Annotated in this window: 25 protein-coding genes; all 25 read left to right on the top strand. The window is 48.7% G+C overall.

Going from position 1 to position 13815, the window contains the following annotated elements; translation table 11 throughout:
• Window positions 1-682 precede the first annotated feature (682 nt).
• The 25 genes from Y71_RS28235 to Y71_RS30460 all read left to right on the top strand — a co-directional run bounded on the left by Y71_RS28235 (window position 683) and on the right by Y71_RS30460 (window position 13713).
• On the top strand, window positions 683-1018 hold the full coding sequence (locus Y71_RS28235; RefSeq protein ID WP_007372266.1) for a hypothetical protein: 336 nt from the start codon (window positions 683-685) through the stop codon (window positions 1016-1018).
• A gap of 147 nt (window positions 1019-1165) precedes the next feature.
• Entirely contained in the window at window positions 1166-1759 is a 594-nt protein-coding gene (locus tag Y71_RS28230) for a hypothetical protein (protein ID WP_007372267.1), read from the top strand.
• Window positions 1760-1851: 92 nt separating this feature from the next.
• Window positions 1852-2118 (top strand): hypothetical protein, encoded by a 267-nt coding sequence (locus Y71_RS28225; protein WP_007372268.1) that lies wholly within the window; start codon window positions 1852-1854, stop codon window positions 2116-2118.
• 108 nt (window positions 2119-2226) lie between these two features.
• A complete protein-coding gene (locus Y71_RS28220) occupies window positions 2227-2685 on the top strand; it encodes a hypothetical protein (protein WP_007372269.1) in 459 nt (152 codons plus the stop codon).
• A 35-nt stretch (window positions 2686-2720) separates the two neighbouring features.
• Window positions 2721-3197 carry a hypothetical protein gene (locus Y71_RS28215; RefSeq protein WP_007372270.1) on the top strand — a complete coding sequence of 159 codons (477 nt, stop codon included), beginning with the start codon at window positions 2721-2723 and terminating at the stop codon, window positions 3195-3197.
• A gap of 74 nt (window positions 3198-3271) precedes the next feature.
• Window positions 3272-3547: a hypothetical protein gene (locus Y71_RS28210; RefSeq protein ID WP_007372271.1), complete on the top strand. Its 276-nt coding sequence runs from the start codon at window positions 3272-3274 to the stop codon at window positions 3545-3547.
• A 114-nt stretch (window positions 3548-3661) separates the two neighbouring features.
• Window positions 3662-3934 carry a hypothetical protein gene (locus Y71_RS28205; RefSeq protein ID WP_007372272.1) on the top strand — a complete coding sequence of 91 codons (273 nt, stop codon included), beginning with the start codon at window positions 3662-3664 and terminating at the stop codon, window positions 3932-3934.
• Window positions 3935-4088: 154 nt separating this feature from the next.
• Window positions 4089-4394 carry a hypothetical protein gene (locus Y71_RS30475; RefSeq protein ID WP_016241563.1) on the top strand — a complete coding sequence of 102 codons (306 nt, stop codon included), beginning with the start codon at window positions 4089-4091 and terminating at the stop codon, window positions 4392-4394.
• A 12-nt stretch (window positions 4395-4406) separates the two neighbouring features.
• Window positions 4407-4700, top strand: a complete 294-nt coding sequence (locus Y71_RS28195) for a hypothetical protein (protein ID WP_007372274.1) — start codon at window positions 4407-4409, stop codon at window positions 4698-4700.
• A gap of 94 nt (window positions 4701-4794) precedes the next feature.
• Window positions 4795-6867 (top strand): ATP-dependent DNA helicase DinG, encoded by a 2073-nt coding sequence (dinG, locus tag Y71_RS28190; protein ID WP_016241562.1) that lies wholly within the window; start codon window positions 4795-4797, stop codon window positions 6865-6867.
• A gap of 20 nt (window positions 6868-6887) precedes the next feature.
• Window positions 6888-7208 carry a hypothetical protein gene (locus Y71_RS28185; RefSeq protein ID WP_016241561.1) on the top strand — a complete coding sequence of 107 codons (321 nt, stop codon included), beginning with the start codon at window positions 6888-6890 and terminating at the stop codon, window positions 7206-7208.
• Between the two features lie 87 nt (window positions 7209-7295).
• Complete coding sequence (locus Y71_RS28180) at window positions 7296-7718, top strand: hypothetical protein (RefSeq protein ID WP_024196082.1); 423 nt, start codon at window positions 7296-7298, stop codon at window positions 7716-7718.
• An 81-nt stretch (window positions 7719-7799) separates the two neighbouring features.
• Window positions 7800-7964, top strand: a complete 165-nt coding sequence (locus Y71_RS30470; RefSeq protein WP_007372277.1) for a hypothetical protein — start codon at window positions 7800-7802, stop codon at window positions 7962-7964.
• A 26-nt stretch (window positions 7965-7990) separates the two neighbouring features.
• Window positions 7991-8386: a hypothetical protein gene (locus Y71_RS28175; protein WP_024196081.1), complete on the top strand. Its 396-nt coding sequence runs from the start codon at window positions 7991-7993 to the stop codon at window positions 8384-8386.
• 181 nt (window positions 8387-8567) lie between these two features.
• Window positions 8568-8759, top strand: a complete 192-nt coding sequence (locus Y71_RS28170; protein ID WP_016241560.1) for a hypothetical protein — start codon at window positions 8568-8570, stop codon at window positions 8757-8759.
• Window positions 8760-8889: 130 nt separating this feature from the next.
• Window positions 8890-9585: a hypothetical protein gene (locus Y71_RS28165; protein ID WP_007372278.1), complete on the top strand. Its 696-nt coding sequence runs from the start codon at window positions 8890-8892 to the stop codon at window positions 9583-9585.
• Complete coding sequence (locus Y71_RS28160) at window positions 9548-9805, top strand: Lar family restriction alleviation protein (RefSeq protein ID WP_306083951.1); 258 nt, start codon at window positions 9548-9550, stop codon at window positions 9803-9805. Before Y71_RS28165 ends, Y71_RS28160 begins: the two co-directional genes overlap by 38 nt.
• A 52-nt stretch (window positions 9806-9857) precedes the next feature.
• Window positions 9858-10316 carry a hypothetical protein gene (locus Y71_RS28155; RefSeq protein ID WP_035942286.1) on the top strand — a complete coding sequence of 153 codons (459 nt, stop codon included), beginning with the start codon at window positions 9858-9860 and terminating at the stop codon, window positions 10314-10316.
• Window positions 10317-10463: 147 nt separating this feature from the next.
• Window positions 10464-10604 (top strand): hypothetical protein, encoded by a 141-nt coding sequence (locus Y71_RS30465; protein ID WP_007372281.1) that lies wholly within the window; start codon window positions 10464-10466, stop codon window positions 10602-10604.
• Between the two features lie 15 nt (window positions 10605-10619).
• Window positions 10620-11252: a hypothetical protein gene (locus Y71_RS28150; protein ID WP_007372282.1), complete on the top strand. Its 633-nt coding sequence runs from the start codon at window positions 10620-10622 to the stop codon at window positions 11250-11252.
• Between the two features lie 457 nt (window positions 11253-11709).
• Window positions 11710-12384, top strand: a complete 675-nt coding sequence (locus Y71_RS28145) for a hypothetical protein (protein ID WP_008786597.1) — start codon at window positions 11710-11712, stop codon at window positions 12382-12384.
• Window positions 12381-12845 (top strand): hypothetical protein, encoded by a 465-nt coding sequence (locus Y71_RS30545; RefSeq protein WP_008786596.1) that lies wholly within the window; start codon window positions 12381-12383, stop codon window positions 12843-12845. Before Y71_RS28145 ends, Y71_RS30545 begins: the two co-directional genes overlap by 4 nt.
• 138 nt (window positions 12846-12983) lie before the next feature.
• Window positions 12984-13223 (top strand): type II toxin-antitoxin system CcdA family antitoxin, encoded by a 240-nt coding sequence (locus Y71_RS28135; protein ID WP_007372285.1) that lies wholly within the window; start codon window positions 12984-12986, stop codon window positions 13221-13223.
• Window positions 13224-13225: 2 nt separating this feature from the next.
• On the top strand, window positions 13226-13534 hold the full coding sequence (locus tag Y71_RS28130; RefSeq protein WP_007372286.1) for a CcdB family protein: 309 nt from the start codon (window positions 13226-13228) through the stop codon (window positions 13532-13534).
• 20 nt (window positions 13535-13554) lie between these two features.
• On the top strand, window positions 13555-13713 hold the full coding sequence (locus tag Y71_RS30460) for a hypothetical protein (protein WP_016241558.1): 159 nt from the start codon (window positions 13555-13557) through the stop codon (window positions 13711-13713).
• The last annotated feature ends 102 nt before the right edge of the window (window positions 13714-13815 follow it).

Genomic DNA, 13815 nt, shown 5'->3' with positions numbered 1-13815 from the left:
AGAATTAGCGATAATAGCGTTGCTTATTACGTATTTTTACACTCAGAAACCTTCGTCACATGAATAGGGTATGGTTCACTGAATAGACAAAGACGTTAAATCTGGTCAGCTACAGAAAGGAGGATTTATGTAAATGCTCTCGTTACGTTCAAACTCTTAAAAAACTGCCGCGCCTGCCTATATAAGCCAGGCTGTAGACCTGAAGTCTACAAATTTAGCGTTACTGACAATTCACAATCCAGTGAACCGGCCCACACTAAGGAGGTTATATGCGAACGCGTAACTTTAAATCTGAGTCTATGTAATCTGATCAGCTGGCGCTGCCGAGAATGGCGGACTCCGCTACCCCGGTGATAGACCGGGGTAGCAGGAAGAAAGAGTAACGATTTACCGGTTTTAAAACCAAATTTTCGTCAAATGGGATACAAGCGCCCAAGGCCGGTTCCCGTCTGACAGACCGAAGTTGTGATGTGTGCATCGCCCCCCTGGAAGTTGTTTTATTGAATTGCTGTGTGTAGTTTTGCGGGGATAATACCCCGCTTTTTTTTTGCTTATTCTTCTTCGTCACCCCACCTTCCTGTGCCATCATACGTATAGAAAATAACTTTTCACTTCTGACCCTTTTTCAGTTGAAGTCTTATGATTTGATATTCCGCTAATACACACACATTAAGGAATGAAAATGAGCAACGATATTCATAACAAAATTGCTGATGCTTTAGCTTCTGTTGGTTTAAAACTTTCCGATGGATATACCCGGGCCGCACTCTTACTGAAGATGAAAGGTTCAGTTAGTCTCAATTTTGCTGTTGATGGCAAACCTGTCACTGTCACTCTCCATATGACTGAATCGGGTGATGTTACTGCTACCACTGATTATGACGATTCAACCGCTACTGCCGCAGCAGCAGCCGCAGCCACTACAACGCCAACACAAGAGTCGGTGGAAAAACCAGCAGAAGAGTCGGTGGAAGAGCCAGAAAAAAGTAATACACGAAAAGGCCCAAGGCCTAAGTAATAACTGCGCTGGAACTACATGTTGGCATAATTATAAATATCAAAACTGGCGGGGTTAAATCCCCGCTTTTTTATGCCCGATTTCCTTCGTCACCTGAATACCCCGTGAGACTATAAGTAAACAAAACGAACAACACGGGGCAACGCCATGACCACCAGCAAAGAGAAAAATGTATTCTACGTTCACTACTATGAATCCGACTCCAGTGGTGGCGAACTGCCACTGATGCGCATTGAAGCGGAGAACGAAGATGAAGCCAACCTGATCTGTCTTCGCAACCTCGCGGATGTTTATGACGTTGATCATGACGACATCAGTCTTGAAGACGGCTTCGAAGTGAACGGCAATAGCGTTTATCTGCAAGGTATCTACCCGGCGACCTCAGAGCAGGCACTGGTAGTTGATGCGGTATTTAATATGACTTCTGTAGAACCAGTCGCTGAGGCTGTGACCGGCACGGCGGAATCCGCCTGCGGTATCAGCCTGGTCTCTGATAAGGTCTGGCTGGAAAGCTGGTTCGACCTCGAAGACAAATTTGCTGATCAGATGGCCCACGTCGCTGAAGATGACAAGTCTGATACACGCTTCTTGCTCTACCGTGACCAGGTCATCGATGTGCGTGAATGCGAGACATCTTCTGTCCCAGGCTGGGATCTCCAGTTCGGCTTGAGCGGCGGTACGCAGATGCTATTCATTCGCCTTTCTGATGATGGCGATCACGTTGCACTGGGTCTCGAATAACTGCTGCCTGCGCCCGGGCTTGTTTGCCCGGGTTGCTCCCCTCCCCTGAATCAAACCGAGTATCATGACATCATTCTGAGGAGTACCAGACGATGAGCGAAGTAAAGCACTTCAGCATCACGAAAACCGTTGATTTTTACATCAATGAAGCATCCCCGGAAATTATTGCGGGCCGCAGGATCTATCTGGAAACCGTATTGATTCCTCGCCTTCGTACCGGCCTTGCCGTGCTCAATAAGATGGGCCTGACCGAGCGTGAAGATATGGAGCTGCGCGATGTGTACCAGCGTGGCGTGGAATTTTTTGACAAATTGTTCGATGGCCCTGTCCCGCAGGCCAATACCACCACCAGCCACTAATCCGCAAATTTTGTCCTTTTTTTACCCGGCTCTGACTTCGTCACCCGGGTAACCAGTGATTTAATAAGTAAACAAAACGAACATACCAATAATCACTGGGGATGCACCATGTTTAAAAGTCTGTCTGAATTGATGACCAGCGTTGGCAAGACTGATGCGCATAAAGTCTCGATAGTCCAGGTTAAAACCGGTGTCACCTCGTGGGGCCGCAAAAACCAGTCATCCCGGCCTACGGCTGAATACCAGATCTGGATGGATACTCCTGACAACGACAGTCGTATCGTCCTGAAGCTGAATTTCGTGCTGAGTTCCCGCCGTAACCAGCCTGAGAAGAATGCGCCCCTGAATATTGAAATCAGCCAGTACGCTAACTGGGATACGGTGAAACGCGCCTGGGCGGAATGCGCTCCTGAACGCTATATGCGGCTGGAGAATGAAACGACAGATGAGTTTATGTCCACCAGCGGGGTCTGGGAAGAAGCATCCGTCATCACCAATGACATGCAGCCGGATTACCGCTACTTCTATCCAGGCACGTCCTATTACGTGGCAAACGACAGCTACTGAAGCCAGAAAACACACCATATAACCGAGGATCTACCATGACCGACGCTATCCAGACTGCCCCTGAAAGCTTCAGCCTTTCTTCCCTGACCGACCTGTATCGCACAGTGCAGGCAACCGAGTCCCACGCTCTTTCAATGATGCGTGTCCAGAGGGGGATCACCTCCTGGGGGAGCCGTCGTATAACTGACCGCCGAACTGAGGGGTTCACCGTCTTTCTGGATGCGCCGGATAACGCCAGCCGTATTACTGTTAAAACGGAGTTCGTGCTGAATGCAGCAAAGACCGGCCCTGATACGTCTAATGATCTGGTGGTGGAAGCGCGTGAACATTCAGGCTGGGATGAGAGCCGGAATTGTTTCACTGTTACCCGCGAGATCGGCGAACTGCGGGTTAATGCTGGTGGTGAAAATCATGCTGCTACACTTCGTCAGCTGTGGAAGCTGCTTCACGCGCAGGCAAAAGCCTACCAGTCCAGAAATACTGCCGGTAACGCCACCTGGCTTATGTTCTGATAAGCCCCGGGCATGGTAATGTGCGTCACGACATTACGCCGTGGCGCACTACGTTCGTTTAGAAGGAAATGAAGATGAAAATAAGCCAGCTGGAAGTCGGGATGAGTGTCTGGTCGGTTAGCCGGGTAAATATGGGCAACACCACACTTAAAACAGTTGTCGTCCACCCGGTCGTGATTGTCGAAGTCCATGATAACCACGTCATAGCCACCTGGAATGGTAACGCCCCGCGTCGTTTCGGTGAGTCCGTCGTTAAGGGCTGGAAGAAAGAAAAGCCGTTGCTGATCCGTGAAGGTTTCGGGCAAATGCGCCTGGCTACCAGGGAAGAGAAAGCGCTGGCTGGTAAGTAACCCCCTTCGTGACCTGTATGACCCGTGGTGTAATGGCTCCGACAACCTGGCAGTTTTCGCAACGCAACACTCTGCCGCAAATCACCCTCCACGGGGCCAGACAGGGAATACACGATGACCGATGCCATTCTCTCTGAAGAGCTGTACTTCAAATACCTCAACACCTACGAACGCGAAAGCAGGTTTCGCATTGACTCTTTTCGCTTTGATGGCGAGCCTCAGTGGACAACCAAATTCGGTCAAGCTCGCATCCGCCCTTCTCAGGTACGTGTACTGCTCTGCCGCTGCGGGGCAAACAACTGGAAAGACGATGGCAGGTTCGCCAATGAGTACTGCTGCGACAGCTGCGGACAGTTCGTGGAGGTGCTACAGCATAACGACCGTTGATTCGCGTCCCGGGGCCGGAGCTGATGGCTCACTGATAAACCATTTCAGACCGACATATTCATTCTGATAATACCCGACGTATCGCCTTCGTCACCTGCCGGGCCCGTGTTGTACTGGTATCAGTACAACATAAAACGAGATCACGGGGCGCATCATGCAGACACTGACCGACGTATTCAGCGATAAGGCGAATAAAGCCTTTCATTCGATTTTCGCCGATTTCCTGCCCACCAGCGCGGATGGGGTAATCACCTTTACGGTTCGCGGCTATGGCGGAAAAACTGCCTGCATGACCGTCCCCTCTGGAACCCCGGTTTTCGTCTTTGGCACTGAAGAGCTCGCCGACTTCCATCGCTCCGCCGTGGCGGGTGAATTCTACATCGTTGATCACGGTGGTTTCCGCACCCTGAATCAACAGGTAGAACGTGGCCGCGTCCCAGTCATCTACGACATCCTCTGAAGGGATCCGATTATGGCAATCGACACAGTTTACCGCCTGCGGCTCGATTTCGACGTGTATAACGGCGATGTCATCGACACCAAAGAGCAGGAAGACAAAGACCAGATCTCCATTGCGAAAATCACCCAATTTATCTTCGATGCCTCCGTTCGGCTCAAGCTTGATGCCTGCGAAACCAGCGATGGCGGGCCAGCACATGGGCCTTACTGTGTTCTTGAGCACTGCAACCGAGCTGTACTGGAACAGGCCGAAACTGAAATTAAACGCTATGTGAGACGCTTTAAAGGCCATTCACTGGAAGACTGATGAACCCGGTACATCCACCAGCATGAGGATGTACCTGACTTCGATAGCCGCTGCCGGGCTGTGCCTCCTGAGCAGCAGAGGACAAGGTACGGATATGCCAGACAATAAACCCCGGATGACTGCCGCTGAAATGACTGAGCGAGCCTATCACTTCTTCCTGGACGCAAAGGGTCTGTCCCCTCGTGCCGGGCAGGTAGACATGATGGCGTTTTGCAGCGCAGTCGTTAACGCTACCCCCGCTGAGGAGCAGTATCGCGTCGGGGTTATTGAGGCCGGTACGGGGACAGGGAAAACACTCGGGTATTGTCTGCCGCTGATCCCCCTGGCGATGGAAAAGCATAAGACGCTGATCATCTCCACGGCAACCGTTGCGCTTCAGGAACAAATCATCTCCAAGGATCTGCCAGAAATACAGGCGAGAGCGGGCCTGAGCTTCTCCTATGCGATGGCGAAGGGCCGTAGCCGTTACTTCTGCCAGATGCGCTGTGACGTTCATATGGAAAGCGAGATGAATGCCTATGGCTACATCCGCGATGATGTGGAGGATATCAGCAAGGCCTTTGCTGGTGGTCACTGGACAGGAGAGCGTGATTCCTATCCTGATGAGATCAATGAGGCGGTATGGGGTCGGGTCAATGCTATTGGCAGTCAGTGCCCTAAAAAGCGTTGCCCACATTATCACCGTTGTCCGTTCTTCCTCGCCCGCGCCCTGCTGGAGTCGGTGGATGTGGTTATCGCCAACCATGACATCGTATTGTCTGACCTGTCACTGGGAGGCGGTATTATCCTTCCCCCGCAGGAAGAGTCCATTTATGTGTTCGACGAAGGTCACCACGTTCCGCAGAAAGCAATTAACCACTTTGCGACCTCCGCCTCTCTCGATGCCAGCAGGCATTTCATGAGCGAAATCTTCGACATGGTAATGACCATGCCAGAGTCCTACGGCGGGACTATGGAAAAGCACGTGCAGCAGCTGGTGGAGCTTGCGGGCCATGCCGGTGATGAGCTCGGTGAGCTGCGGGGGACACTTTTACGCTCCCTGAACTGGCGAAACGATCACGAAATGCCAAATGGCACGGAATCGGACATCTATCGCTTCCCGGAAGGTTTCGTTCCTGAAGATATTGCGGCCCTGTTTAAGCCTGGGTTAAAGACAGTAAACGAGATGCAGAATATCGTTGTGAAAATGACGGCGATTGTAGATGAGGCCGGGCGGGATATCAGCGAGGAAGAACTGGCCCTTCAAAAGATGGCTGTCGGCGAGCTGGCAAATCGCCTGGCGGGTATGCATCAGGCTCTGGCCTCATACTGCGGGAATAAAACCGTCTCTGGTATGCCTATGGCCCGGTGGATTAACGTCCGTCGTACTAAACGCAGCACCGAAGTGGTGATTAATTGCAGTCCGGTCTATGCGGGCGAACACCTGAAATCCGAGCTCTGGTCGAAGGCTTATGCCACCATTGTGACCTCGGCAACAATCCGCTCCCTTAGCAAGTTTGACGCATTCCTGGAGCAGGCCGGTCTTCCAGTCGATACACCTACCCTGCTGGCCCGCAGCCCGTTTGATTACCAGAACAACGGCGTGTTGTTCATCCCCCGTATGCGCTCGGTTCCGACCAATCATGAAGAACATACGGCGGAGATCATCGAACTCCTTCCCAAACTGGTGCTTCGGCTTCAGGGTTGCCTCGTGCTGTTCGCCTCCCGCAGGCAGATGGAAGAAGTCAGCAAGGCGATGCCTCAACACATTTCACCGCTTCTGCTGATACAGGGGGCACTTCCAAAACGGGAAATACTGCTGCGCCATAAGCTCAGAATCGACCGTGGTGAGCCGAGCATTATCTTTGGTATGGCTTCTTTCAGTGAAGGGGTGGATCTGCCTGGCGTGTACTGCAACAACGTCATCATTGCCAAGCTGCCTTTTAGCGTTCCGACCGACCCGGTGGGCCAGACCCTGACGGAGTGGCTGGAGAAAAACGGGCGTGATGCTTTCCGGGAAATCTCGATACCGGAGGCCTGCCTCAAACTGACCCAGTCCGTTGGTCGGCTTATCCGCACAGAGAGCGATACCGGCGCGGTGACTATCCTGGATAAACGCCTGAAGACAAAAGCCTACGGGAAAGACATCCTCGCATCCCTGCCCCCTTTCAGGCGCGAAATTCGTTAATCAACAGTCGAGAGGTTGCTATGCATAAAATTGAATGCCCACGCTGTCTGGGTGGTAAGGGTGAGATCCGAGCGTTCCGGCACGTTCAAGGCGGTGTGTGTTTTCGCTGCAAGGGCCGGGGGTATGTCGAGGTGAAAACCATCCCGAAGCCTTCTATCCGGTTTGTTGCTATGCAGAAATGGGCAAATCCAGAGGACGTTAACTACAACAATGGGGATTTTATCAGGACGTTCTATTTCAAGGCCCGAAGTCAGGCTGAAGCAACAAAGAAGCTTCAGAAAAAACTCGGCGCGTCAGGTCGTGAGTTTTATGCCACTCCTGCGGATGATGTCCAGCAATAAATGGGGGCGTTTTGTAGTGGTTTATTCACTCTGAAATCTATCACTCTGGTTATGATTGGTTTCGAAACAAATGACAGGTGGTAACACATGAAAAACCAGGCTAAAACACAACATTCTGTTTTTAAGTTCATTCGAGCTGCGATTCCGGTAACAGTTCTATCGGCTATACAGTACGCTGTCATTTCTACATTGCTGGTGGTTGGAAAAATTGACCTTCAATGGTCGGAACTCGCTACATCACTTCCGTTATGTATTATTGCAATATTCTCAACAGCATTTGTATTTTACGACCCAAATGAATATGAGTACTTTCTTTCAGTGCTGGGAATGCTTACCGTTTGGGTTTTAGTGTTTATTGCATCAATACTCCTACTTGTAATCGCGCGAGGTTTTTCCTTCATCACAAGCAATTATGTAACATATGCTGAATTGGCTTCCTATTCCATACAGATAGGAATGATGATTGTATTTTACTTCAAGAGGGATAGTCTTAATCAACAGACCCTATAGATACAGTATTTCGCGATTAATATTATCATTGAACATTAACGCACAAAATTTACCCCCACGTCATACAAGGTTACCGATGCAATGAAAAATAAAATTATCGATGCAAAACTTGCATTTTTTAAAGTAGAGGGAACTCCAAGTACTGGTCACGTTGTGGTTATCGGGAAACCATCATCTGGGAAAAGTTTCTGCCTTACTGATGAAATAACGCGTTTGTTAAAAGCAGGTAAAAACCACGAAAATTAATTTGAATATTGCAAGCGGGGTTTGCTATGACATCAATTATTACCACTTTATATGAAAAACTTTCATTTCGTGTGCTCGCAGTTCCGCTGATTATTTTCAGCATTGAATTTTTGATATGGGCAGTGCTTATTCGAGAAAATGTTATATCCGGGGACTGGCCTTTGTATAGAACTTGTTTGTTCGCTTGTTTTTCCTCGCTGATTATAACTGGATTCACATTCCAGAATCCTGAAGGCAGTGATTTCCTAAAGGCAGCAGCAGGTCTCCTTGGATGTCTGGCCTTGGGGGGATTGATAATTATTATTTATTATATTGGCACTCTCGAATTTCCGATTATCACTGCCAAGATGGTTTGGATTTTCATGATGGCAAGCTTTACGTCTCAGCTTTTCACTTGCCTGATGAAATCGATGACTGATTAATTTGAAGTTCAGCAAAAACAATTGCAGAGCAAAGTTATTTATTCACTCATTTTGCGATCTAAGTATGCTTACGCTGAAGTAACCGAAAAGTACCTTTCTTGAAAAGTTTTTTCGGGATTTTAGGAGAAATGGATAATGGCATTCTCACTTACTTTCCATCAATACATTCTGGAGTAATAACATGTTTACTTTAGTTCTCGTGATTGGGCTTTATTCAAGTGGTCTTAATCCAAGTGGTGTCACCTCTCAGAAAATACCTGACTACAAAACCTATGATGAATGCCAGAGTGCCGCGCCTAAAGCAAAGCGTGGGGAAACTATCACCATCTTAAGTTATTGCATTCCCCAGCCTGCGGATAAGACAAAGGCGTAAAGGCTTCGCTATATGTGAATTATCGAAGGGGTGTCCATTTCATACCCGATTACTTCGTCAATTGTCGACCGGTGGGATAATAGGATTAAAACAGTTTTTAGCTTCACGATATTATGGAGAAACCGCCGTCATGCACCCATTCGATTCGGTCAGAGTAAAACTGAGTTTTGCCGGAAAGCCACCAGCGGCTTTACTGCAAAGCGCCCTATTTCTTGAAAATCAGCGTCCCGAATCCTCCAGTTGGAGCGACCCGGGCACGGCGGGTAATACACTGCTTCGCGACATCCTCCGGTCACAACCGGTTGAACTGAGCACTCTACAAGGCGTGGTTAATCTGACTACTGGCAACCTCGGTAAAGCCGAATGTAGTGAGTTGCTTGCACTGATGGGCCTTCGTAGCTTCGGTGAAGAAGCTGCTGAGTTAATGGTTCGCAATGCGTCAATGGTTTTTGCGAGTGGACAGGCTAATGCAAAGAACCTGATTCGCATGGAAGTCACTAAATCACACCTTACTTCTGATAAGCAGGTCATTGTCAGTACTGAAACCCTTGAGCGGCGTATGTACGTCATGAACAGCAACGGTATCTGCTTCGTCGTTGAGCCTGAGATCTGCCTTGATGCCGAGAAACTGCCGGGCGCGGATTTCTTTATCACTGAAGACGAAATGGATGCTGCGGGCGTGAGCCGCTGGGGTGAAAACGGCAGTCAGCACTGGCGATGCATGGTTACCTGGTTCAATGGCAGTAGCACCATCATGAACGAAATGGGACACATGTACGAGCTCGGTGATGAACCTGAAATTCGGCTCAATAGCTTCGGTGGATAAAGCCCACCAGCGAGGAAATACGATGAGACACGATAACGTCAAGCCCTGCCCTTTCTGCGGTTGTTCATCTATCCGGGTTCGGGAGATTTCGAATAATTTTCGCGCCTGCTGCAATTCCTGTGAGGCCACGGTGGCGTTTCAGGACTCCGAACAAGCCGCTGTGACGCGCTGGAATACCCGCGCTGAAGAGAAACAATCTGGCGGACTCCAGTCAGCATAAATTAAGCCCCGGGCTGCTCTGGGCCTGAATACCGATAAGAGGAAACACCGACATGAAATTTTACATCAGCGACGTTTTATGGAAATCCGGGCAGGCATTCATTTTCTCGTTTGTCACTGCTCCGGCAGTTGCGTTACTGCTCATTCTGTTCTGCACAGTTCTTACCAGTTCACCATCCAAGGTCTTCCTCGATCAGGCCCGTAGTCTGGTTGGAAATGCCACCAGCACCTCGGTCATGGTTTGCCCTGAAGAGAAATCAGTGTTTGCCGCGTTCCGCTCCTCAGAATGCCAGCGACACGTGGTGAATGCCGATGATGCCATTAAACAATGGGACTCGCTGTTGCTCAAAGGCTACCTGATAGTGGCGGGTATCGCTCTTATCTGCTGGATGGTAAGCGAGGCAGTTAACTACCGCAGAAAGCCGTGGCGCTATGGGATCCGTCCCTCTGATATGACATTTAGCTATACAAAACTCGTGCCGAAAGAATCCGATGATGACGCGGATAAATAACCACTCATTTAGCACGGCAGACAGCCGGTCAATGCCAGCAGCACAGGGGGCAGTATGGGTAGACCTACAGGCAATATCGTCAGACTCACAAAATCAACAGGCCGCAGCAGCGACTTTTTCGGGCCATGTGAGTTGTGTGGAAAACATATGTCAGAAGCATTCCGTACCCGAAAAGCGCGTGAGTGGCAGCGTGAAAATGGCGAACTCTATTACGGCCATGATTCCGCCGTCATGTATGCACATGAAAAATGCATTCTGAATCTGGAAAGCAAATTTACCTCAAATTAACGACTGGTGAGATTTATGAAAATACCTCTGGGTAAGACGTTCCCAATTTTTTTTATCTTATTGGTGGTGGTGCTGGGGGGCGCTATCGCCGAGAAACTGCTATGGGAGGGACACCTCTATCCCGATTTTCTTATCAGTGATGCCTATGTGGCGAAAGATACTCAATTGCAGGCCAGTAACGACACAACACTGTTGAAGCAGTGCTACGCTCAGCACTTAACTGGATGTGAAAAGTATTATAGAAGCTTCAGCCAACTGGAGGTCAGGGGTAACGATCTCAAGTCGCTGTGTAAAGTCCTGACAAATAACACTGATCTGGACGTCTTTCAGAGTGATGCTCAATTGCTGGTTCGTTGCTCACGATGGAATGTTTTCCGTGTAATTCCATTTAAACCTACAGATAACGCAACTGATAAATTTAAGCCAATGGTCGATATGGTTGGGAGCTGGATGGCCTACAACCGGCTCTCAAAAGAGCTACTTCATGAAGATCCGGTCGATATCTTTTTTGTTGGACTGGATGAGGGAAAAAAGCAACTATCCCTGAAATATTGCTTTACCGGGGTTGATCAAATTCCTCCTCAAGTAGCTTTCCAGCGATGTGACACCGAGTCGGATACGACTAAAACCCAGAGTGACAAATCATGATGACATTTCTCGCTAATTTGCATCGCCATACTACGGCCTGCCGCAGCTTCGCATTCTTCACTCTGGTCTCCGGCCCGGCGATTGCTTTATTTATCACGTTCATCTGCATGAACTATTCAGGTTCACCTTCAGCGCATCTGGTTAGTGCAGCCAGGGCTGTCATTGATGGTGCTCCGGTCGGCAAACTAATGGTATGTACCGAAGAGCCACAATCCACGACTCCCCCGACACTTATCGAATCTCCCTGCGTTCGCGAGGCGGTCGATGAATCAATAGTAACCGCGAAGTGGGATTCAAACTTCCGAATGGTTTACGCAATGCTTGCTCTGCTTTCTTCTGTTATCTGGTGTCTAGTGAGCGCCACACGAGCGAACATATTCAAGGACGCTAAACCCCCTACTCGATAAGCCTGTCAATTCTCAAATAAAATGATGAAAAGTTGTGAAATTAAGGAGTGATGATGAACATAAATTACAGTATTAATAACAGTGTGCTCATGATGATGAGTGAGTTTATGATTACAGCTTTTGTAATCGTAATACTTTTTGTGATTGTATTAGTATATAACAAAGCGTTTAAGTCTGAATTAAGCATAAAAATATTTTGTTTTAGTCAGTTAACAGCCATTTTCATTTCCGTATTAGAAATAACAACAAAAAGAACAAATGCTGGAAGTATCAGTATTACATGGAGTGACGGCATCCATCAGTTTTATACTCACGTTTTTCTGGGGTTTGCTTTTTCTTTCTTACTTTTTTTGCTTGGTCTTTATGACTACAAAATGAAAGGCAACAAAGATGGTTTAAAGGATTGCAAAAAACATGTTTTACCGTGTTTCATAGGGAGTTGGTTCGTATTAATAATATTCTTTTTCTCCGCTTCGCCTTTGCGCTATGAGGAGAATTTGATTACGGATGCTCGCGTCGTAGCTTCGGATCCCAATCGAACCACAATTATCTATGCTGATGGGTTCTACTGGCTATTTGATATGGATAGAAATGAATTTGATAAGTCTATATCCAGAGAGATAGTCAGAGGCAACTACAAGATGTTATGTACTTCAGATACACCAGCTACCTGCTGGGCGGGCAGAAAATTCCCCAAAAACACATCACTGGATAAAGTTTTATGAAAGATTGTAACGCTGAGAAATATAGCTATTCATGTCTTTTCGCAGCGGTATTTAGACCAGGTGAAATGCCTGTCATTTCCGCGTTCCGGGCGCGGTATTGGGCTCTAATCATTCGATGGGCATTGCGTTTCGGTTACACCGTTTGCCTGATTGGCAGCACTGGAACCGGAAAAAGTTACCTCATCGAAAGAACGCTACCAGGACGGATCATTGATGCCCGACTGTTACTGGTAAAGAATGATTGGCATGGCCCTGTGCCATTCAGTTTGCGCGGTGCAAAGCCCGGCCCAGTTGGCATTGATGAGTCGTCCAGCTTTTCAGAGGAAACGCTGCGTCAGAACGCGGAGAACCTGAAAGAAAGAGGGGTAGTGTATACAGCACAAAGCATTGATAAAGCAGCTAAAGTTGCAGCCAACCTGCCAAACAGGCGTGTGTTGCTTATCATGATTGGAAAAACGTAGCCTCTGCGGTCTAGGCCATCTGACCTGCTGAACTGACGCAGTAGACTCTCTCGGAGGCAAACAAATTTGCTGGTGGGATAAAATGGGCGCATACTTAAAGCACGTGTAATCGACACGTGCTTTTTTATTGGAGGACACATGCAGGCTACAGCTGCTCGCCAGAAAAAAACCGTCAGTGTCACCCTTGAGCCAATGCTCGTACAGCAGGCAAAAGACGCTGGGATTAACTTGTCCGCCACGCTGGCAGAAGCGCTTCAGAGCAAACTGAAGGCCAGTGCAGCGGAAGAATGGAAACGACAGAATCGTGCTGGTATTCAGGAGTTGAACCGCATCACTGAAGAGCATGGGTTACTGTCTGACGAATACAGGACGTTCTGATAATGCAATATACCGTTTACCGCAATCCCGGCAACAGCCAGGCATACCCTTACCTGCTGGATATACAGAGCGACATCATTGGCGAGTTAAATACCCGCCTGGTGATCCCCCTTCATCGGCTTAAAAAAGGAGCCTCGGCCCCGGTTGCGCGATTAACTCCGGTCATACAGGTGGAAGGGAATGACGTTATCCTGATGACGCATGAAATGGCTTCAGTCCGCGTGAAGCAGCTCGGTCAGGCGGTCATGGACGCATCTCCGTTCCGGCACACTATCAAAAGTGCGGTGGACTTCCTGCTGGATGGTTTCTGACAGAGATAATGAGCGAGAAAATGATGAAGCAAAATGAACTGCTGGAAGTGGCAAAAGCCATGCGCGATTATATTGATGCCCTCCCTACCGATGTCGTTGCAGCATTACCGGTGATGCCGGGATTTGATCGAGACTGGGCCGACGAAGTCATTTACGAAGCCGAATCCGCCAGCAAATAACCCCCCGTCTGCGCCCGTTTCATCTGAATTCGGGCCGTCACAATCTTTCTGATTTTATTGAGAAAACAGCCTCTTTTTGTCCCCTTTTTTCCTTCGTCAGCA

Origin of the sequence: Kosakonia radicincitans DSM 16656, from assembly GCF_000280495.2 — a bacterium.
Taxonomy (GTDB): domain Bacteria; phylum Pseudomonadota; class Gammaproteobacteria; order Enterobacterales; family Enterobacteriaceae; genus Kosakonia; species Kosakonia radicincitans.
The sequence above is the reverse complement of the archived record's forward strand: the minus strand, read 5'-3'. Positions and strand labels throughout refer to the sequence as shown.